This window comes from Micromonospora sp. KC213, assembly GCF_004348325.1.
Lineage (GTDB): Bacteria > Actinomycetota > Actinomycetes > Mycobacteriales > Micromonosporaceae > Micromonospora.
Window position 1 is genome coordinate 1 of sequence record NZ_SMKF01000049.1, and the last position, 19,026, is coordinate 19,026.

Sequence of the window (19,026 nt, forward strand, 5' to 3'; positions counted from 1 at the left end):
GGGCATGGTGATCCTTCGAGGGGGGTGGGGATCATTTCGTGAATAACATTCGGTTACCGGATGGTAAGCGGTCGGCGGTGGGTATCGGAAGGTGTCAATCGTGGCGTCGCCCGGTTGTTACCCAGGAGTATTGAGCGGCTCGGGTTGTTTGGATAGCCTTCGATCCCACTCGGCCGGGATCCCCCGCCCGGCCGCCGACTCCAGATTGGACCGTCGATGAAGGTCGTCCGTCTGCTCACGTCCGCGATGCTGCTCGCGGCCGTGCTCCCCCCGACCGGGCCGGCCAGCGCCGCGCCCGGCAACGCCGCGACCACCCCCGCCGCCGGGTCGTTCTCCGTGCTCACCTACAACGTCGCGGGCCTGCCGGAGCTGATCTCCAGCGGCGACCCCGCGACCAACACCCGGCCGATCGGCGAGCGGATCAACGGGTACGACATCGTGCACGTCCAGGAGGACTTCAACTACCACGCCGACCTCTACGCCACCGACCGGCACCCACACCGCACCCCGACCAGCGGGGGCGTGCCGTTCGGCGACGGCCTGAACACCCTGTCGAACTTCCCGTACAGCGACTTCGCCCGGGTCAAGTGGAACTCCTGCAACGGCACCGACTGCCTCACCCCGAAGGGCTTCACCGCCTCCCGGATCCGGCTGGCCGAGGGCGTCTTCGTGGACTTCTACAACGCCCACCCCAACGCCGGCAGCACCGAGGCCGACCTGGCCGCCCGCCGGTCCAACCTGTCCCAGCTCTCCGCGTACATCTCGGCCCACTCGGCCGGAAACGCGGTGGTCCTGATGGGCGACCTCAACGTCCGCTGGACCCGCACCGGCGACAACATCCGCGAGCTGGTGGCCGCCAACGGCCTCACCGACGTCTGGGTCCAGCAGGAGCGGGGCGGGACGCCGCCGGCCGCCGGCAGCCCCGCGCTGCTCTGCGACCCGGCGAACGTGACGAACGGCTGCGAGGTCGTCGACAAGATCCTCTACCGGAGCAACCGGCTGGTCCGGCTCGACCTGCGCCGCTACCACAACGAGCACACCAGGTTCCTGACCCCGACCGGCGGCCCGCTCTCCGACCACTACCCGCACGCCGCCTGGTTCGACTGGAGCCTCAACCCGACGCTGCGGGCCAGCGACACCTGGGGCGGCCCGCACGGCACCCCGTTCACCGACCTCGGTGCCGCCGGCCCCCGGGTCACCGGGATCACCCTGCGCGGCGCCAGCCGGCTCGACCAGGTCGCGCTCAGCCTCGCCGACGGGCGCACCCTCACCCACGGCGGCACCGGCGGCACCGCCACCTCCCTGGCGCTGGCCGACGGTGAGCACGTCACCCAGGTCACCCTCACCCAGGGCAAGAAGGACGGGCACACCCGGATCTTCTCCGCCCGGCTCACCACCGACCGGGGCCGGGTGCTCGCCGCCGGCACCCCGACCGCCGAGGCGGTGACCTTCACCGCGCCGCCCGGCGGCCGGCTGGCCGGTTTCTTCGGCCGCAGCGGTACCGAGGTCGACCAGCTCGGCGTGATCTGGAGTGTCGGCGGCAACGGATAGTCTCAAAGCCGTGGCAGATCCCTCGACCTACCGTCCCGCGCCCGGCACCATCCCCGAGTCGCCCGGGGTCTACCGGTTCCGCGACGGCACCGGCCGGGTGATCTACGTCGGCAAGGCGAAGAACCTGCGCGCCCGGCTCAACTCGTACTTCGGCGATCTGCTGGGTCTGCACGAGCGGACCCGGCAGATGGTCACCACCGCCGAGTCGGTCGACTGGATGACCGTCGCCACCGAGGTCGAGGCCCTCCAGCAGGAGTTCACCTGGATCAAGCAGTACGATCCGCGCTTCAACGTCCGCTACCGCGACGACAAGTCCTACCCCTACCTGGCGGTGACCCTCGACGAGGAGTACCCGCGGCTGCAGGTGATGCGTGGCGCCAAGCGCAAGGGGGTGCGGTACTTCGGGCCGTACTCGCACGCCTGGGCGATCCGCGAGACGCTCGACCTGCTGCTGCGGGTCTTCCCCGCGCGAACCTGCTCCGCCGGGGTGTTCAAGCGGGCCGGCCAGGTCGGCCGGCCCTGCCTGCTGGGATACATCGGCAAGTGCTCCGCACCCTGCGTCGGCACCGTCTCGGCCGAGGAGCACCGGCGGATCGTCGACGACTTCTGCGACTTCATGGCCGGGCGCACCGACAGCATGGTGCGCAAGCTGGAACGCGAGATGCGGGAGGCCAGCGAGCAGCTGGACTTCGAACGGGCCGCCCGGCTGCGCGACGACGTGGCCGCGCTGCGTCGGGCCATGGAGAAGCAGACCGTGGTGCTCGGCGACGGCACCGACGCCGACGTGGTCGCCTTCGCCGACGACCCGCTGGAGGCCGCCGTCCAGGTCTTCCACGTCCGCGACGGCCGGGTACGCGGCCAGCGCGGCTGGGTGGTGGAGAAGACCGAGGAGCTGACCACCGGCGACCTGGTACACCACTTCTGCACCCAGGTCTACGGCGGCGAGCAGGGCGAGGCCGACGTCCCCCGGGAGCTGCTCGTCCCCGAGCTGCCCGCCGACGCCGACGCCCTCGCCGACTGGCTCACCACCCGGCGGGGCAGCCGGGTCACCCTGCGGGTGCCCCAGCGCGGCGACAAGAAGGCGCTGCTGGAGACCGTCGAGCGCAACGCCAAGGACGCCCTCGCCCGGCACAAGCTCAAGCGGGCCGGCGACCTGACCACCCGTGGCAAGGCGCTCGACGAGATCGCCGAGGCTCTCGGCATGCGTACCTCGCCGCTGCGCATCGAGTGTTACGACGTCTCCCAGATCCAGGGCACCGACGTGGTGGCCAGCATGGTCGTCTTCGAGGACGGCCTGCCCCGCAAGAGCGAGTACCGCCGGTTCATCGTCCGGGGCGCCACCGACGACCTCTCCGCCATGTCCGAGGTGTTGCGCCGCCGCTTCGCCCGCTACCTCGACACCCGTGCCGAGACCGGGGAGATCGGCGAGGAGACCGCGTCGGACCCGGACCGCCCCGGCATCGACCCGACCACCGGCCGGCCGCGCAAGTTCGCGTACCCGCCGCAGTTGGTGGTGGTCGACGGCGGCGCACCCCAGGTCGCCGCCGCGGCCCAGGCCCTGGCCGACCTGGGCATCGACGACGTGGCGCTCTGCGGGCTGGCCAAGCGGCTGGAGGAGGTGTGGCTGCCCGACGACGAGTACCCGGTCATCCTGCCGCGTACCTCCGAGGGGCTCTACCTGCTGCAACGGGTTCGTGACGAGGCGCACCGCTTCGCCATCACGTTCCACCGGCAGCGGCGTTCGAAGCGGATGACCGAATCGGCGCTCGACGACGTGCCCGGCCTCGGTGAGGTACGCCGTAAGGCGCTGTTGCGGCACTTTGGTTCCCTCAAACGGCTCGCCGCCGCCACCGTCGAGGAGATCACCGAGGTTCCGGGGGTGGGGAAGCGGACCGCCGAGGCGGTTCTCGCCGCCCTGAACGGCGCCCCCGCCAAGGCCGCCGCCCCCGACTGACCCGGCACGACTGAGCCCAGCCGATCCCCGTCTGCCCGTCGCCGTCTGCCCGTCGCCGCTGCCCGTCGCCCGTCGCCTCCCCGCCCCCGGGCACGTGCCTGCTCGCTTCGTTCGCGGCAGGTGGGGGTGTCTGGGGCGCTGGTCGGCCCGACATGGCGCAGGCTGAGTGGATCACCGCGTGGATCACCGGTGGGTGAGTGGGGTGGATCGGTTGGCCGGTCAGGTGGGATCGGCGAGGACGGCGAGGATCTGCTCGCCGTACTTGGCGAGCTTGTTCTCGCCGACCCCGCTGACCCGGGACAGCTCGGCCAACGAGCCCGGCGCGTCGGTGGCGATCTGCCGCAGCGTCGCGTCGTGGAAGATCACGTACGCCGGGACACCCTGCTGCTTCGCGGTCGCCGCCCGCCAGGCGCGCAGCCGCTCGAACACGCCGGTGGCCTGTGGGGTCAGGTCGGCGACCACGGTGGCGGCGCCGCGCGGCTTCGCCGACCGGGACGACACCGACCGCTCCGGCTCGCGGCGCAGGGTGACGGTGCGGCGGCGGCCCAGCACCTCGGCGCTGGCGTCGGTGAGCGCGAGCGTGCCGTAGTCACCCTCGACCGCCAGCAACCCCTCGGCCAGCAGTTGCCGGACCACCGCGCGCCACTCCGGCTCGCGCAGGTCGCCGCCGATGCCGAAGGTGCTCAACGAGTCGTGACCGTACTGGCTGATCTTGTCGGTCTGCTTGCCGAGCAGGATGTCCACGCAGTGGCCGGCACCGAACCGCTGGTTGCGCTCCCGGTCGAGGCGGTAGACGGTGGAGAGCAGCTTCTGCGCGGGGACAGTGCCGTCCCAGGTCTCCGGGGGCTCCAGGCAGGTGTCGCAGTTACCGCAGGTGGCGGTGCCGGTCTCGCCGAAGTATTCCAGCAGTTGCGCCCGACGGCAGCGGATCGTCTCGCAGAGCGCCAGCATCGCGTCCAGGTGGGTGGCGAGGTTGCGCCGGTGGGCCAGGTCCCCCTCGGACGTCTCGATCATCTTGCGTTGCTGCACCACGTCCTGGAGCCCGTACGCCAGCCAGGCGGTCGACGGCAGCCCGTCCCGGCCGGCGCGGCCGGTCTCCTGGTAGTAGCCCTCCACCGACTTGGGCAGGTCGAGGTGGGCGACGAACCGGACGTCCGGCTTGTCGATGCCCATCCCGAACGCGATGGTGGCGACCATGACCAGGCCGTCTTCGCGCAGGAAACGCTGCTGGTTCGCGGCGCGGGTGGCCGCGTCCAGCCCGGCGTGGTACGGCAGCGCGGCGATGCCGTTGGCGACCAGGAACTCGGCGGTCTTGTCCACCGAGGCCCGGGACAGGCAGTAGACGATGCCGGCGTCGCCCGGGTGCTCGTCGCGCAGCAGGGCGAGCAGTTGCCGGCGTGGCTCCCGCTTGGGCACGATCCGGTACTGGATGTTGGGCCGGTCGAAGCTGGCCACGAAGTGCCGTGCCCCGGTGAGCTGGAGCCGAGTGGCGATCTCGGCCCGGGTGGCGCTGGTCGCGGTGGCGGTCAGCGCGATCCGGGGCACCGCCGGCCAGCGCTCGTGCAGCATCGACAGGGCCAGGTAGTCGGGCCGGAAGTCGTGCCCCCACTGCGACACGCAGTGCGCCTCGTCGATCGCGAACAGGCTGATCCGACCCCGGTCCAGCAGTTGCGGCACGGCCCGGGTGCCCAGCGCCTCCGGGGCCAGGTAGAGCAGGTCCAACTCGCCGGCGACGAAGGCCCGCTCGACCTGGCGGCGGGCGTCGAGATCCTGGGTGGAGTTGAGGAAACCGGCCCGGACGCCGACCGCGGTCAGCGCATCGACCTGGTCCTGCATCAGCGCGATCAGCGGCGAGACCACCACCGCCACGCCGTCACGGACCAGGGCCGGGATCTGGTAGCACAGCGACTTGCCGCCACCGGTGGGCATCAGCACCAGCGCGTCACCGCCGGCCACCACGTGCTCGACCACCTCCTGCTGGCAGCCGCGGAAGGCGTCGTAGCCGAAGACCCGGCGGAGCACCCCGAGGGCGTCGGCGGTGTCCAGATCGGTGGGGGAGGACATCGTGGGATTGTACGAGCGGTGGCCGACACCGCGCGTTATCGACCGCGAGCGCGGCGAACTGTCAGCGGCCCGCCTCGCCGTCCCCGTCGCCCCAGCAGAGTCCGCCGATGCCGGTTCGCGGGCCTCCCGCAGGTCGCTCGCCAGGTAGGACAGGTGCAGCGTCCAGCGGCGCGGCTGCTCGTACGCGTGCGGGGCGGCCCGTTGCGGCCGGACCGCCGCTCACGCTCGGTCGCGTAGCGGGCGACCAGCGAGTTCACGTACGGGGAGAGGGGGTCCGGCTTCGTCAGCGCGTGGGTGATGGCAGCCCGGACTTGCTCGGACACGTCAGCCCCGTCGAGCAGGCCGGACGCGGCCGACCAGTCGGTGATCTTCGTCGAGAACCAGGCCGGCGGGATCTATCTGGAGAAGCCCAACGAGGTGCGGGACTGTACGCTGAAGTTCGACTACCTACGTGCGGAGGCGTGCGACACCAAGGTGTCGGCCACCATGATCGCCGGCTTGGTCAAGGAAATCCCGTGATCCACGTTCAGCGAGCTACCGATGTCGCGAACGCCCGGTGGCGGAAGAGCGCCCGCAGCGGCGACACCGGAGGCTCCTGCGTCGAGGTGGCCGAGCCTTCCGACGCGCTGGCGGTGCGGGACTCCAAGGATCCGGACGGGCCGGCGCTCCTCTTCGGCCGGAAAGCCTGGTCGTCGTTCGTCGCCAACCTCCGGCACGGCCTGCCCGGCTGACGCCTCGGCGAGTTTGCTGCCGTCCTGATGCCGGCTCCTTCTGCTACGCCGCCTGGCCGGTCACCTGGTCCGCATCGACCAGGCACGTCCCGGCTGACCGCGGTTCATTCATCCGGGAAACCCGATTTCGATGTCGAGACCGCCGGTGGCCCGGGTCCGGGTGTGGACGGTCGCGCCGTGCGCGTCGGCGATCGCGCGGACGATGGCCAGACCGAGTCCGTGCCCGTGTCCGTCGGGGTGTCTGGTCCGGTGGTTGCCGACCTGTCGGAACGGCTGGAAAAGCGTGTCGACCTCGTCGGGTGACACCATCGGTCCGGAGTTGCTGACCCGGATGGCGCCGCCGGTCGCGGTGGTCGTCGTGCTGATCTCGACCCAGCCGCCCGGCGCGTTGTGTCGCACGGCGTTGTCGATCAGGTTGACAACCAGGCGCTCGATCAGGTCGGGGTCGCCGGTCGCCGGTGCCCGATTGAGGGCGGTGTGTATCCGGATGCTTCGCCGGCCGGCGTCCTGATGGCGGGCGGCGACTACCTCGGCGGCGGTGTCGGCGACGTCGAGTGGGGTGTGCAGTTGGAGACCCTGTTCGCCGTGCGCGAGGGCGAGCAGCGCCTCGATGAGGCGTTCCTGTTGATCGTTGAGTGTGAGGACCTCGTGGCAGGCCGACCGCAGCGTCTCGGCGGTGGCGTCCGGGTCGGCGAGCGCCACCTGCAGCACGGTCCGCTCGGCGGTGAGTGGGGTACGCAGTTCGTGCGACGCGTTGGCGACGAAGTGCCGCTGCGACTCGAAAGCGGTCTGCAACCGCTGAAACAGGTCGTCGAGCGTCTCGGCCAGGTCGGTGAATTCGTCGTGCAGACCGGTCCGGCCGAGCCGGCGGTGCAGGTCGCTGGCGGAGATCTCCCGGGCGGTGGCGGTGATGGTGCGCAGAGGGTGCAGGAACCGGCCGGCGACGAACCAGCCGAGCAGCAGGGAGACCACCACCATGCCGGCTATGGCCCACGCCGAGGTGGTGATTTGCCGGTCCAGGTGACCGCCGTCGCCGGGGACGCCGGCGGGATCCGCGACCGGACCTGCCGGGATGGCCTGCCTGCTGCCCAGCAGCGGGATCGCGAGCAGCACCACGCCGGAGATCAGGAAGGGCACGGCGTAGAGCAGCGTGAGCTGGACGTGCAGGCTCCGCCGGGGAAGCCGGACACGCATCACGGTTCGCCGATCCGGTAGCCGCCCTCGCGAACGGTGTGGATGATCGCAGGGTCGCCCAGCTTGGTCCGCAGCCGGCGGATAGTGGTCTTCACCGCCGTGGTGAACGGGTCCGCCGCCTCGTCCCAGACCCGTTCGAGCAGATCCTCCGCAGATACGAGCCGGCCGTGCGCGGCGAGCAGGCATTCCAGGACGGCGAACTCCTTCGGGCTCAGCTCCAGCCGGCGTCCTTCGCGGGTCGCCACCCGCCGGCCGGGGTCGAGCGTGAGCTCCCCGTACTCCAGAATCGGTGGCACCGCCGTGCCCGGGCGCCGACCGAGCGCCCGCACCCGCGCCACCAGCTCGGCGAAGTCGAAGGGCTTGGCGAGGTAGTCGTCGGCGCCGAGGCTCAGGCCGTCGACCCGTTGTTTCACCGACGAGGCCGCGGTCAGCATCAGCACTCGGGTCGCCGAGTGCTCGTCCACGATCCGCCGGCACACCTCGTCGCCCGGCACGCCCGGCAGGTCGCGGTCGAGCACCACCACGTCGTAGCGGGTCACGGCCAGGTTATCGAGGGCCGCGTCGCCGTCGAGAACCACGTCGACCGCCATGCCCTCACGGCGCAACCCGACACCCACCGTACGGGCCAGCACCTCGAAATCCTCGACCACCAGCACGCGCATGATCCCCACCATGCCACGGCCCGGGTGTCAGAACGGTGTCACCCGGCGGCACCGTCCTGACACCGGCGTCCGCGTAGAACCGAAACCTGCAAACCGCGTCAGCAGGACGGAAAGGCTACGGATGGACATCGTTCTCGAAACTGACCAGCTCGGAAAGAGATATGGCAGAGCCTGGGCGCTGCGGGAATGCTCGCTGCGCGTTCCGGCCGGGAGGGTGGCCGCGCTGGTCGGCCCCAACGGAGCGGGCAAGAGCACCCTGTTGCACCTGGCGGTCGGCCTGCTGCGGCCGGACGCCGGCACCGTACGGATCTTCGGCCGCAGGCCGTACGACGACATCGCCGTCCTGTCCGAGGTCGGTTTCGTGGCGCAGGACACGCCGCTGTACCGGGACTTCACGGCGGACGAGCTGTTCACCATGGGCGCCAGGCTGAACCGGCGCTTCGACACCGCGCTGGCGCACCGCCGGCTGGCGCAGATCGGCATCCCGCGCGACAAGCCGGTCGGCAAGCTGTCCGGCGGTCAGCGGGCCCAGGTCGCCCTCGCCCTGGCGATGGCCAAGCGCCCACGGCTGCTGCTGCTCGACGAGCCGGTCGCCAGCATCGACCCGCTGGCCCGGCGCGAGTTCCTCCAGGCGCTGATGGCCGTGGTCGCCGAGACGGGCACCACGGTGCTGCTGTCCTCGCACATCCTGGCGGATCTCGAACGCACCTGCGACTACCTCATCGTGCTGCACGCCTCTCAGGTGAAGCTCGTTGGCGACGTCAGCGCCCTGCTCGCCGCGCACCGGCAGCTGGTCGGCCCCCGAAACGGCGGCCCGTTGCCCGCCGGGGTCGCGCATGTGGTGCGGGCCGAGCACACCGATCGGCAGTCCACGCTGCTGGTCCGCACGAACGCTGCGCTGCGGGATCCGGCATGGAAGGCGTACGACGTGACTCTGGAAGACCTCATCCTCGCCTACCTCGGCGACGGCGACTCCCGGTCGCACGCCGCGTGGGAGGTGCCCGCATGATCTGGCTCGCCTGGCGGCAGCACCGCAAGCAGGCACTGTTCACCGCGATCGGCCTCGCGCTCCTCGCCGTGTTCATGGTCCCCACCGGTCTGGCCATGCGGCACACCTTCGCCGACCTGGGCCTGGACGACTGCGTCCGCGCGCTGGGTACCGCCTCGATGATCCCGGCCGACGCCGACACCTGCGGCAAGGCGTCCATCCAGTTCAACGGCCAGTACGGCGTGATGACCCTGATCGGGGTGCTCTTCCTCGTCCTGCCGCTGCTGGTCGGGCTGTTCTGGGGTGCGCCGCTGGTCGCCCGCGAGATCGAGCAGGGCACCCACCGCATGGTCTGGACCCAGGGCGTCAGCCGGGGACACTGGGCACTGGTCAAGTTCGGGGTCGCCGGTGCCGTCGCGCTCGTCGCCTCGGTGGTCTACGGACTGGGCGTGTCGTGGTGGCTGACCCCGATGAGCCAGGCCGGGCAGCACGGCCGCTTCAACATCTTCTTCTTCGACATGCAGGGCACGGCCCCGATCGGCTACACGATCTTCGCGGTCGCGCTCGGCATCTTCGCCGGCACCGTCTGGCCCAAGGTGCTGCCGGCGATGTCCGCCACGCTCGTCGGGTTTCTCGGGTTACGCATCGCCCTGACGACACTCGCCCGGCCGCACTACCTGCCCGCCCGCGTCCTGACCTTCCCGGTCAAGGACGCCACCGAGCAGACCAACCCCGCCGCCGGCGACTGGATCCTGTCCTACGGCATCCGCGACGCCTCCGGCAAGATGGTCACGGCCAACGCGCAGATCGCCTGCGCGCCCGACGCCACCGGTCCCGGCGCCGCGTGCGGCGCCGACCTCGGCATCACCTCGGGGGCCTACAACTGGCAGCTCTACCAGCCCGGAACCCGGTACTGGCTGTTCCAGGGCATTGAGACCGGCATCTTCCTCGCCGTCGCCGCCCTACTGCTCTACCTCGCCGTCCGCCGCATCCGCCACGTCGCATGACCGGGAAGCCGTCCAAGGGAGGCCCCATGCGGCAAACTGGTGCCGCGCCGGCCACGGTGGTCGGCGGTCGCGAGGCGGTCAGGTCGGCTTCGGCGTCCGTGGCCGGGAAGGTTGCCGGCGAGGGCGTCGATGCGACGGGACTTCGGTGGCTGGTGGCGACGCGGCCCGCGAGGCTGACGCCTCGGCGAGTCCGTTGCCACCCTGGTTCCGCCGGCATCACCGACGCCCGGTTAGATGACCGGATGGCGGTGAGCATCGATATCGACGCCCTCCGGGACGCGGCTGGAGCCGGGGCCTGTGCAGCGGCGGACAAACTACGGGAAGCCGGTCAGCCGGAGGCGATCATGCCGGCGGGCGGGGGAGCGTCCGGCGTGATCCGGGAGGCCGGGCAGTCGCCGTACGAGGTCTGGGTGGGGATCACGGCGGACGGCTTCCATGCCGAGTGCGACTGCCCAGCCGGCGGGGAGCTGTGCGCGCACGCGGTGGCCCTCACCCTCGCTGCCCTGGCGGACGGCTTCGCCTGGTCCTCGGCGGCCACCCCGCCGTCATCCCTGGCGATCGACCCCAGGGTGGCTCAACTGGCCGACCTCGCGCGGAGCCTGCCCGCCCGGCGACTGGCGTTGCTGGTCGCCGAGTGGGCGGCCACGGATCGCGTGCTGGAGACCGCGTTGCGGGCGCACGCCGGCCAGCTCGCCCCCCTCACCGCCGCCGAGTTGGGCGACATCGGTCGCACGATCGACAGCCTGGCCCACGAGGCGACCAGCGGCGACCGCTGGGATCTGCACGACGTGGAGAAGGCCGGGCGGGCGATCGTCGAGGAGATCGAGGTGCTCGCCCAACGGCCGCCGACCGAGGTGACGCTGCTGCTGGTCGAGCGGGCCGCCCGCGCCTGGGATGGCATCTCCGGTCACCTGTACGAGGCATGGGAGACGTACGAGGAGGAACCGGCCGAGATCGGCGGCGCGCTCCGGGCGGTTCACGTCCAGCTCTGCGAGCAGGTGCAGCCGGACCCGGACGAGCTGGCCGCCCGGCTGGCCGAGATCATCGAGGCGGCCGAGGTCGACTCCTGCCTCGACGAGCCGTGGGACTACCTCGGTGTGCTCGGCCGCGACCGGGTCAAGGCGCTACAGAAGCGCCGCTGACGGCGGCCACGATCCACACCGCCGTAGCCGGCGGAGGGACGCGACCGGGTGCGGCCCGGCCGCGTCCCGAAGGGCTGATCAGGCCCCGGTCGGTCGGTTGGCCAGCGCTCGCGGCGGCGCCTTCATCCCCACCACGATGTCGACGATCTCGATGTAGCGGGCCTTGCCGCCCATCCGGAACGCCGTGGCTGCCGCGTTGATCTCCTCCAGGGTGTCCGCCTCCACCATGGTGACCTGGTCGTACCTGCCGTTCACGCCGGTGCAGACCACGTGGGTGAGCTGCTTGGCGAAGCGGGCCAGGTCGCGGGCGTGCTCGTGGGAGACCTCTCGGATGCCCTCCTCGCCGAGGGCGAAGTACTCCGGACTGATCTTCATGAACAGGAAGCCGACGTATTTGTTCTTCTCGGCCAGATCGTGCATGGCGCCCTCCGGTTGTGCAGGCCGTCACCTGCGTCGACCACGCAAAGAATGGCCCCGGTCGCAGATCGTGAGCAACGAATCGATCTGTCGGGATTGCGACCGGCGCGGCGCTGCGCTCTGCCCGCCGGGCCGTGACTCGACACCGGACGGGCGGACCCGCGATCCGCGGGGCGTCGGTGTGGGTGGGCGGACCGACCGGCCCGGCGGGATAGAGTCGCTGATCGACCATGCGCGGCCGGGCGGACCGGACCGGCGTCAGGGACTCGGGAGTGGTAAGTGAGCGAGGCGCGGACGGCCGACGGGTACGCCCCGAACGGCACGGCGATGACGGAGACGGACACCTCGTTGGTGGTGGTGACCGGGCTGTCCGGCGGTGGCCGCAGCACGGTGGCCCGGGCGTTGGAGAACGTCGGCTACTACGTGGTGGACAACCTGCCCCAAGCGCTGCTGCTCGACATGGCCGAGCTGGCGGTCAAGGCCGGCGGCGCCGCCCGGCGTACCGCGATGGTGCTGGACGTGCGGTCCCGGGCCTTCTCCACGGATCTGGCAGGCGCGATCCGGGAGTTGAAGGAGCGCGGCTACTCACCCCGGGTGGTCTTCGTCGACGCCGACGACGAGGTGCTGATCCGCCGGTTCGAGAGCGTCCGGCGGTCGCACCCGTTGCAGGGGGAGGGGCGGCTGGCCGACGGTATCGCCGTGGAGCGTGGGCTGTTGGAGGAGGCCCGCGACCAGGCCGATGTGATCATCGACACCAGCCAGCTCAACGTCAACCAGCTCCGTCGGCGCATCGAGGAACTCTTCGGTGGCGAGGACGCCCGCCGGCTGCGGGTCACCGTGCTCTCCTTCGGTTTCAAGTACGGCCTGCCCCCGGACGCCGAATTCGTCCTCGACGCCCGGTTCCTGCCCAACCCGTACTGGGTGCCGGAGCTGCGCGAGCACACCGGCCGGGAGGAGTCGGTCAGCGCGTACGTGCTCAGCCAGGAGGGCGCCGACGCGTTCGTCTCCGCCTACGCCGACCTGGTCGGCGCGACCACGGCCGGGTTCGAGCGGGAGGGCAAGCGCTACCTGACCGTGGCGGTCGGCTGCACCGGCGGCAAGCACCGCAGCGTCGCCATCGCCGAGGAGCTCGCCGGTCGGCTGCGCCGCGCCAACCTGGCCGCCAACGCGCAGCACCGGGACCTGGGGCGGGAATGACCGCGACGAAGGTGGTCGCCTTCGGCGGGGGGCACGGACTGTCCGCCTCGTTGCGGGCGCTGCGACACGCCGCCGGCGAGCTGGACCTGGACATCACCGCGGTGGTGACCGTCGGCGACGACGGCGGCTCCAGCGGCCGGTTGCGCGCCGAGCGCGGCGGCCTGCCCCCGGGCGACCTGCGGCAGGCCCTCGTCGCGCTGGCCGGTGACCACCCGGCCACCCGGCGCAGCGCCGGGCTGTTCCAGCACCGGTTCACCGGCGACAGCGGCGACGGCCTGGCCGGGCACGCGGTGGGCAACCTGGTCCTCTGCGGCCTGATGGAGCAGCTCGGCGACCCGGTGGCGGCGTTGGAGCACGCCGGCGCGATGCTCGGCACGGTCGGCCGGGTGCTGCCGATGTCGCCGCAGCCGGTCGGCATCGAGGCCCGGGTCCGCGGCGTCGACCCGGAGCGGCCCGACGAGGTGTGCACCGTGCGCGGCCAGCACCAGGTCGCGGTGACCACCGGACGGGTGGAGTCGCTGCGGCTCACCCCGGACGCTCCGGCCGCCTGCGCCGAGGCCGTGACGGCGGTCGGCGCCGCCGACTGGTTGATCTTCGGGCCGGGCAGTTGGTACACCAGCGTGCTGCCGCACCTGCTGGTGCCGGGGCTGGCCGACGCGATCGTGGCCAGCCCGGCGCGACGGCTGGTCACGCTCAACCTGGCGAACGAGAAGGAGACCCTCGGGCTCTCCGTCGCCGACCACCTGGCCGCCCTGCACTGGTACCTTCCGCCGCTCACCGTCGACTACGTGCTGGCCGATTCGAAGGCGGTGGGTGACCCCGAACCGGTCGGCCGTGCGGCAGAATCGCTGGGTGCCCGGCTGGTTCTCGCCCCCGTGGCCGTCACCGGCGGCTCCCCCCGTCATGATCCGGTCGCCCTGGGCGCCGCGTTGGTGCCTGTCCTGGGCGCCGATCGTTAAGCACGTACGTAATCACCGGCGACACGCCGGTACCGGTCCGTGGAGGGGCGCACAATGGCGATGACGGCTGCGGTCAAGGACGAACTGAGCCGGGTCGACGTGCCCAAGCCCTGCTGCCGGCGGGCGGAGATGGCCGCGCTGCTCCGGTTCGCCGGCGGGCTGCACATCGTCTCCGGTCGGGTGGTGGTGGAGGCCGAGCTGGACACCGGGGCGGTGGCCCGACGGCTGCGTCGGGAGATCGCCGAGGTGTACGGGTACCCCAGCGAGATCCACGTGCTGGCCTCGGGTGGGCTGCGCAAGGGCAGCCACTTCATCGTCCGCGTGGTCAAGGACGGTGAGTCCCTGGCCCGGCAGACCGGGCTGCTCGACGTGCGCGGTCGCCCGGTGCGTGGCCTGCCGCCGCACGTGGTGGCGGCCAACGTCTGCTGCGCGGTGTCCGCGTGGCGGGGGGCGTTCATGGCGCACGGCTCGCTGACCGAACCCGGCCGCTCCAGCGCACTGGAGATCACCTGCCCCGGGCCGGAGTCGGCGTTGGCCCTGGTCGGCGCGGCCCGGCGGATCGGCATCACCGCCAAGAACCGCGAGGTGCGTGGGGTCGACCGGGTGGTGGTCAAGGACGGCGACGCGATCGCCGCGCTGCTCACCCGGATCGGCGCGCACTCCAGCGTGCTGGCGTGGGAGGAGCGGCGGGTCCGCCGCGAGGTGCGGGCCACCGCCAACCGGCTGGCCAACTTCGACGACGCCAACCTGCGCCGCTCGGCGCGGGCGGCGGTGGCCGCCGCCGCCCGGGTCACCAGGGCGCTGGAGATCCTCGCCGACGACGCCCCCCACCACCTGACCTCGGCCGGGCGGCTGCGCCTGGAACACCGGCAGGCATCCCTGGAGGAACTGGGTGCGTTGGCCGACCCGCCGCTGACCAAGGACGCCATCGCCGGGCGGATCCGCCGGCTGCTGGCGCTGGCCGACAAGCGCGCCCGCGACCTGGGCATCCCGGATACCGAAGCGGCCGTCACGCCGGACATGCTCGTGGTCTGATAGGACGGTGGGCCGGCGCGGGCGAGGCGGGATCCCACCCGCCGCAGCGCGGCGGCGCACGCTCGGATAAGGTCGCTGCGTACGGCAAGGGGGCCGGCACAGGCACTCCTCGCCGTGCTGCACCGCCTCCGGCGGTCAGATCCTCACGACCGCGGCGGGGTGGCCGAGATGAATCGTCAACGGCCGGCTCCAACGGTCGGCGAAAACACCTCCGCCGGCCCGCGTCTGACGCCGGCGGACAACACGCGAGGAGATGGGACCTGTGACCATCCGGGTTGGCATCAACGGCTTCGGCCGCATCGGCCGTAACTTCTTCCGGGCGGTGCTGGCGTCCGGCGCCGACATCGAGGTCGTGGCGGTGAACGACCTGACCGACAACGCGACGCTCGCCCACCTGCTCAAGTACGACAGCATCCTGGGCCGCCTCCCGCACGAGGTGAAGGCCACCGCCGACGAGATCACCGTCGGCGGCAAGACCATCAAGGCGTACGCCGAGAAGGACCCGGCGAAGCTGCCGTGGGGCGAGGTCGGCGCGGACGTCGTCATCGAGTCCACCGGTTTCTTCACCGACGGCACGAAGGCGAAGGCGCACGTCGACGGCGGGGCCAAGAAGGTCATCATCTCCGCCCCGGCGAAGAACGAGGACGTCACGGTCGTGATGGGCGTCAACCACGACCAGTACGACCCGGCGAAGCACACCATCATCTCCAACGCCTCCTGCACCACCAACTGCCTGGCCCCGATGGCCAAGGTGCTGCACGACACGTTCGGCATCCAGCACGGTCTGATGACCACCATCCACGCGTACACCCAGGACCAGAACCTGCAGGACGCGCCGCACAAGGATCTGCGTCGGGCCCGGGCCGCCGCGCTGAACATCGTGCCGACCTCGACCGGCGCGGCCAAGGCGATCGGCCTGGTGCTGCCGGAGCTGAAGGGCAAGCTGGACGGCTACGCGCTGCGGGTGCCGATCCCGACCGGCTCGACCACGGACCTGACGGTGAACCTCAACCGCGAGACCACGGTGGACGAGGTCAACGCCGCGATCAAGGCCGCCGCCGACGGCCCGCTCAAGGGCATCCTGGTCTACAACGAGGACCCGATCGTCTCCGCCGACATCGTCACCGACCCGGCGTCCTGCATCTTCGACGCGCCGCTGACCAAGGTGATCGGCAACCAGGTCAAGGTCGTCGGCTGGTACGACAACGAGTGGGGCTACTCGAACCGCCTGGTCGACCTGGTCAAGCTGGTGGGTCAGTCCCTGTGAGTGCGAACCCCGCAGTCACGAACGGGAGGCTGGCTCGGTGAGCATCCGCAACCTCGACGACCTGCTCGCCGAGGGGGTGTCGGGTCGGCGCGTGCTGGTGCGCGCCGACCTGAACGTCCCCCTCGACAAGCAGACCGGTGAGATCACTGACGACGGCCGGATCCGGGCCGTCCTGCCGACCCTGGGCGCGCTGGTCCAGGCCGGCGCGAAGGTGGTCGTCTGCTCGCACCTGGGCCGCCCGAAGGGCGCCCCGGACCCGCAGTTCAGCCTCCGCCCGGTCGCCGGGCGGCTCGGTGAGCTGCTCGGCGCGCCGGTGCACTTCGCCACCGACACCGTCGGTGACTCGGCCCGCGCCACCGTGGCGGGCCTGGCCGACGGCCAGGTCGCCCTGCTGGAGAACCTGCGCTTCAACCCGGGCGAGACCAGCAAGGACGCCGCCGAGCGGGGGGCGTTCGCCGACCAGCTAGCCGCCTTCGGCGAGGCGTACGTCGACGATGCCTTCGGCGCCGTGCACCGCAAGCACGCCAGCGTCTTCGACGTGCCGGCCCGGCTGCCGCACGTGGCCGGCCGTCTGGTGCTGCGCGAGGTGCAGGTGCTCGGCAAGCTGACCGGCGAGCCGGAGCGCCCGTACGTGGTGGTGCTCGGTGGGTCGAAGGTCTCCGACAAGCTGGCGGTGATCGAGGCGCTGTTGCCGAAGGTCGACCGGCTGCTCATCGGCGGCGGGATGTGCTTCACCTTCCTCAAGGCCCAGGGCCACGAGGTGGGCACCTCGCTGCTGGAGGAGGAGATGGTGCAGACCTGCCGCAACCTCCTGGAGCGGGCCCCGGGCAAGATCATGCTCCCGGTCGACGTGGTGGCCGCGGACGCCTTCGCCCCGGACGCCGCGCACGACACGGTCCCCGCCGACGGCATCCCGAGCCACCGGCTCGGGCTGGACGTCGGGCCCCGGACGGTGGCCGGTTTCGCCGCCGTGATCTCCCAGGCGAAGACGGTCTTCTGGAACGGGCCGATGGGCGTGTTCGAGATGGCCGCGTTCGCGGCCGGCACCCGAGGGGTCGCCGAGGCGATCACCAAGGCCGACGCGTTCAGCGTGGTCGGCGGCGGTGACTCCGCCGCCGCGGTCCGTGCCTTGGGGCTGGACGATTCCGCCTTCGGGCACATCTCCACCGGAGGCGGCGCCTCCCTGGAGTACCTGGAGGGCAAGACCCTCCCCGGCATCGCGGCCCTGGAGAACTGATGGCGAGCGTGAGCCGCCGGCCACTGATGGCCGGCAACTGGAAGATGAACCTCAACCACCTCGAGGCCAACCTGCTGGTGCAGAAACTGGCCGCGAGCCTCACCGAGAAGCAGCTCACCGACGTCGAGTGCGTCGTCCTGCCGCCCTTCACCGCCCTGCGCACCGTGCAGACCGCGGTGGACGGCGACAAGCTGCTGATCGGCTACGGCGCACAGGATCTGTCGCCGTACCAGTCGGGGGCCTACACCGGGGACATCTCCGGCCCGATGCTGGCGAAGCTGGGCTGCACCTACGTGGCGGTCGGCCACTCCGAGCGGCGGCAGTACCACCACGAGGACGACGCCCTGGTCAACGCCAAGGTGGCCGCCGCGCTGGCGAACGGGCTCACCCCGATCCTGTGCATCGGCGAGGGGCTGGAGATCCGGGAGCAGCTCAAGCACGTGCCGCACTGCTGCGACCAGCTCGACGCCGCCCTGAAGGGGCTCACCCCCGAGCAGGTCACCAAGGTCGTCGTGGCGTACGAGCCGGTCTGGGCGATCGGCACGGGCAAGACGGCGACCCCGGACGACGCCCAGGAGGTGTGCGGCGAGGTCCGCAAGCGCCTGGTCGAGACCTACGACCAGGCCACCGCGGACCAGGTCCGGGTCCTGTACGGCGGGTCGGTCAAGTCCTCGAACGTGGCCGCGATCATGGCCCAGCCGGACGTGGACGGGGCCCTGGTGGGCGGCGCCAGCCTGGACGCCGAGGAGTTCGCGAAGATCTGCCGGTTCCCGGAGCACACTGCGCGCTGATCGCTCGCTATCCTTGACTCCGCCCGTCCACCGGCCGGTGCCGTCGTGCCCGACCTGTCCGGGCGAGGATCGTAACGAGAGGACTGACCCCAGCCATGCCGATCTGGTTCGCATACACGTTGATCGTGTTGCTGGTCATCACGAGCGTGCTGCTCACCATGCTGATCCTGCTGCACCGCGGTAAGGGCGGCGGCCTGTCCAGCATGTTCGGCGGCGGTGTCAGCTCCAGCCTGGCCGGCTCGTCGGTGGCGGAGAAGAACCTGGACCGCTACACCGTCCTGGTGAGCGTCATCTGGTTCGCCTGCATCATCGGGCTGGGCCTCTGGCTCAAGCTCGCGCTCACCAACGGGGCCTGATCCCGTCGGAGTCTCGGCGTACAATCTGCGCGCGGTCCGTCACGGACCGCGCGCAGTTGTGTTTGTGCACCGCGTCGCCGCCGCCACCCTCCGGGCGGTGGTCCCCTCCGACGACAGGAGCGAATTGCTGTGCCCAGTGTCAACATCATCCGGGGTGCGCGGGTCGGGTCGGCCCCCGAGCGCCCCGCCGAGCGCTACGAGCTGGCGCCGCGCCGTCCGGTGACCTACTGGTGCCGCAACGGGCACGCCACCGAGATCAAGGTGGCGGTGGAGGCCGAAACCCCGTCGGTCTGGGACTGCCCGCGCTGCGGTCTGCCGGCAGGCCGGGACGCGGACAACCCGCCGGGCCGGGTCCGTCCGGAGCCCTACAAGACCCACCTGGCGTACGTGAAGGAGCGGCGCAGCGACGCCGAGGGGGAGGCGATCCTGGCCGAGGCCCTGGCCGCCCTGCGTCAGCGCCGCGGTCGCGGCTGA

General features: G+C 71.5%; 19 protein-coding genes. 15 read left to right on the top strand and 4 right to left on the bottom strand.

Annotated elements, in window-relative coordinates; genetic code table 11:
• Positions 1 to 216 precede the first annotated feature (216 nt).
• Together E1166_RS12950 and uvrC are read left to right on the top strand one after the other, a co-directional pair.
• Positions 217 to 1,551 carry a jacalin-like lectin gene (locus tag E1166_RS12950; protein ID WP_132338748.1) on the top strand — a complete coding sequence of 445 codons (1,335 nt, stop codon included), beginning with the start codon at positions 217 to 219 and terminating at the stop codon, positions 1,549 to 1,551.
• 10 nt (positions 1,552 to 1,561) lie between these two features.
• Positions 1,562 to 3,505 (top strand): excinuclease ABC subunit UvrC, encoded by a 1,944-nt coding sequence (gene uvrC / locus E1166_RS12955; protein ID WP_132338750.1) that lies wholly within the window; start codon positions 1,562 to 1,564, stop codon positions 3,503 to 3,505.
• Positions 3,506 to 3,724: 219 nt separating this feature from the next.
• Here uvrC and recQ read toward each other — a convergent pair whose 3' ends face one another.
• Entirely contained in the window at positions 3,725 to 5,569 is a 1,845-nt protein-coding gene (gene recQ / locus E1166_RS12960; RefSeq protein ID WP_132338752.1) for a DNA helicase RecQ, read from the bottom strand.
• A 297-nt stretch (positions 5,570 to 5,866) separates the two neighbouring features.
• Here recQ and E1166_RS12965 point away from each other — a divergent pair, with 297 nt between their 5' ends.
• Positions 5,867 to 6,088 (top strand): Scr1 family TA system antitoxin-like transcriptional regulator, encoded by a 222-nt coding sequence (locus tag E1166_RS12965; protein ID WP_132338754.1) that lies wholly within the window; start codon positions 5,867 to 5,869, stop codon positions 6,086 to 6,088.
• Complete coding sequence (locus E1166_RS12970) at positions 6,085 to 6,300, top strand: DUF397 domain-containing protein (protein ID WP_243710327.1); 216 nt, start codon at positions 6,085 to 6,087, stop codon at positions 6,298 to 6,300. Before E1166_RS12965 ends, E1166_RS12970 begins: the two co-directional genes overlap by 4 nt.
• Before the next feature lie 108 nt (positions 6,301 to 6,408).
• On the opposite strand, the gene E1166_RS12975 is transcribed toward E1166_RS12970, so the two are convergent.
• Both E1166_RS12975 and E1166_RS12980 read right to left on the bottom strand, forming a co-directional pair.
• A complete protein-coding gene (locus E1166_RS12975; RefSeq protein ID WP_132338756.1) occupies positions 6,409 to 7,494 on the bottom strand; it encodes a HAMP domain-containing sensor histidine kinase in 1,086 nt (361 codons plus the stop codon).
• Positions 7,494 to 8,156 (bottom strand): response regulator transcription factor, encoded by a 663-nt coding sequence (locus E1166_RS12980; protein WP_132338758.1) that lies wholly within the window; start codon positions 8,154 to 8,156, stop codon positions 7,494 to 7,496. Before E1166_RS12980 ends, E1166_RS12975 begins: the two co-directional genes overlap by 1 nt.
• Positions 8,157 to 8,277: 121 nt before the next feature.
• On the opposite strand from E1166_RS12980, the gene E1166_RS12985 reads away from it, so the two are divergent.
• The 3 genes from E1166_RS12985 to E1166_RS12995 all read left to right on the top strand — a co-directional run bounded on the left by E1166_RS12985 (position 8,278) and on the right by E1166_RS12995 (position 11,293).
• On the top strand, positions 8,278 to 9,165 hold the full coding sequence (locus E1166_RS12985; protein WP_132338760.1) for an ABC transporter ATP-binding protein: 888 nt from the start codon (positions 8,278 to 8,280) through the stop codon (positions 9,163 to 9,165).
• Positions 9,162 to 10,151 carry a transporter gene (locus tag E1166_RS12990; protein ID WP_132338762.1) on the top strand — a complete coding sequence of 330 codons (990 nt, stop codon included), beginning with the start codon at positions 9,162 to 9,164 and terminating at the stop codon, positions 10,149 to 10,151. Before E1166_RS12985 ends, E1166_RS12990 begins: the two co-directional genes overlap by 4 nt.
• A 242-nt stretch (positions 10,152 to 10,393) precedes the next feature.
• Positions 10,394 to 11,293, top strand: a complete 900-nt coding sequence (locus E1166_RS12995; protein ID WP_165944324.1) for an SWIM zinc finger family protein — start codon at positions 10,394 to 10,396, stop codon at positions 11,291 to 11,293.
• A 78-nt stretch (positions 11,294 to 11,371) separates the two neighbouring features.
• Here E1166_RS12995 and E1166_RS13000 read toward each other — a convergent pair whose 3' ends face one another.
• Complete coding sequence (locus E1166_RS13000; protein ID WP_132338766.1) at positions 11,372 to 11,713, bottom strand: hypothetical protein; 342 nt, start codon at positions 11,711 to 11,713, stop codon at positions 11,372 to 11,374.
• A 324-nt stretch (positions 11,714 to 12,037) separates the two neighbouring features.
• Here E1166_RS13000 and rapZ point away from each other — a divergent pair, with 324 nt between their 5' ends.
• The 8 genes from rapZ to E1166_RS13040 all read left to right on the top strand — a co-directional run bounded on the left by rapZ (position 12,038) and on the right by E1166_RS13040 (position 19,026).
• Entirely contained in the window at positions 12,038 to 12,907 is an 870-nt protein-coding gene (gene rapZ / locus E1166_RS13005; protein ID WP_132338788.1) for an RNase adapter RapZ, read from the top strand.
• Positions 12,904 to 13,866, top strand: a complete 963-nt coding sequence (gene yvcK / locus E1166_RS13010; RefSeq protein WP_132338768.1) for a uridine diphosphate-N-acetylglucosamine-binding protein YvcK — start codon at positions 12,904 to 12,906, stop codon at positions 13,864 to 13,866. The genes rapZ and yvcK overlap by 4 nt, the downstream gene beginning before the upstream one ends.
• Positions 13,867 to 13,920: 54 nt before the next feature.
• Positions 13,921 to 14,901: a DNA-binding protein WhiA gene (gene whiA, locus E1166_RS13015; RefSeq protein ID WP_132261593.1), complete on the top strand. Its 981-nt coding sequence runs from the start codon at positions 13,921 to 13,923 to the stop codon at positions 14,899 to 14,901.
• A 262-nt stretch (positions 14,902 to 15,163) separates the two neighbouring features.
• Positions 15,164 to 16,168 (top strand): type I glyceraldehyde-3-phosphate dehydrogenase, encoded by a 1,005-nt coding sequence (gap, locus tag E1166_RS13020; protein WP_132338770.1) that lies wholly within the window; start codon positions 15,164 to 15,166, stop codon positions 16,166 to 16,168.
• A gap of 37 nt (positions 16,169 to 16,205) precedes the next feature.
• A complete protein-coding gene (locus E1166_RS13025) occupies positions 16,206 to 17,405 on the top strand; it encodes a phosphoglycerate kinase (RefSeq protein WP_132338772.1) in 1,200 nt (399 codons plus the stop codon).
• Positions 17,405 to 18,196 carry a triose-phosphate isomerase gene (tpiA, locus tag E1166_RS13030; RefSeq protein ID WP_132338774.1) on the top strand — a complete coding sequence of 264 codons (792 nt, stop codon included), beginning with the start codon at positions 17,405 to 17,407 and terminating at the stop codon, positions 18,194 to 18,196. The genes E1166_RS13025 and tpiA overlap by 1 nt, the downstream gene beginning before the upstream one ends.
• Positions 18,197 to 18,291: 95 nt before the next feature.
• Complete coding sequence (secG, locus tag E1166_RS13035) at positions 18,292 to 18,552, top strand: preprotein translocase subunit SecG (RefSeq protein WP_132261589.1); 261 nt, start codon at positions 18,292 to 18,294, stop codon at positions 18,550 to 18,552.
• A 129-nt stretch (positions 18,553 to 18,681) separates the two neighbouring features.
• Positions 18,682 to 19,026 (top strand): RNA polymerase-binding protein RbpA, encoded by a 345-nt coding sequence (locus tag E1166_RS13040; RefSeq protein WP_132261588.1) that lies wholly within the window; start codon positions 18,682 to 18,684, stop codon positions 19,024 to 19,026.

Bases quoted from the DNA above. Each gene is read 5' to 3' on its own strand.
- E1166_RS12985 (WP_132338760.1), top strand. From the start codon at position 8,278: ATGGACATCGTTCTCGAAACTGACCAGCTCGGAAAGAGATATGGCAGA.
- E1166_RS12965 (WP_132338754.1), top strand. From the start codon at position 5,867: ATGGCAGCCCGGACTTGCTCGGACACGTCAGCCCCGTCGAGCAGGCCG.
- whiA (WP_132261593.1), top strand. From the start codon at position 13,921: ATGGCGATGACGGCTGCGGTCAAGGACGAACTGAGCCGGGTCGACGTG.
- E1166_RS12995 (WP_165944324.1), top strand. From the start codon at position 10,394: ATGGCGGTGAGCATCGATATCGACGCCCTCCGGGACGCGGCTGGAGCC.
- yvcK (WP_132338768.1), top strand. From the start codon at position 12,904: ATGACCGCGACGAAGGTGGTCGCCTTCGGCGGGGGGCACGGACTGTCC.
- E1166_RS12990 (WP_132338762.1), top strand. From the start codon at position 9,162: ATGATCTGGCTCGCCTGGCGGCAGCACCGCAAGCAGGCACTGTTCACC.
- E1166_RS12975 (WP_132338756.1), bottom strand. From the start codon at position 7,494: ATGCGTGTCCGGCTTCCCCGGCGGAGCCTGCACGTCCAGCTCACGCTG.
- rapZ (WP_132338788.1), top strand. From the start codon at position 12,038: ATGACGGAGACGGACACCTCGTTGGTGGTGGTGACCGGGCTGTCCGGC.
- tpiA (WP_132338774.1), top strand. From the start codon at position 17,405: ATGGCGAGCGTGAGCCGCCGGCCACTGATGGCCGGCAACTGGAAGATG.
- recQ (WP_132338752.1), bottom strand. From the start codon at position 5,569: ATGTCCTCCCCCACCGATCTGGACACCGCCGACGCCCTCGGGGTGCTC.
- E1166_RS13000 (WP_132338766.1), bottom strand. From the start codon at position 11,713: ATGCACGATCTGGCCGAGAAGAACAAATACGTCGGCTTCCTGTTCATG.
- secG (WP_132261589.1), top strand. From the start codon at position 18,292: ATGCCGATCTGGTTCGCATACACGTTGATCGTGTTGCTGGTCATCACG.
- E1166_RS12980 (WP_132338758.1), bottom strand. From the start codon at position 8,156: ATGCGCGTGCTGGTGGTCGAGGATTTCGAGGTGCTGGCCCGTACGGTG.
- E1166_RS12950 (WP_132338748.1), top strand. From the start codon at position 217: ATGAAGGTCGTCCGTCTGCTCACGTCCGCGATGCTGCTCGCGGCCGTG.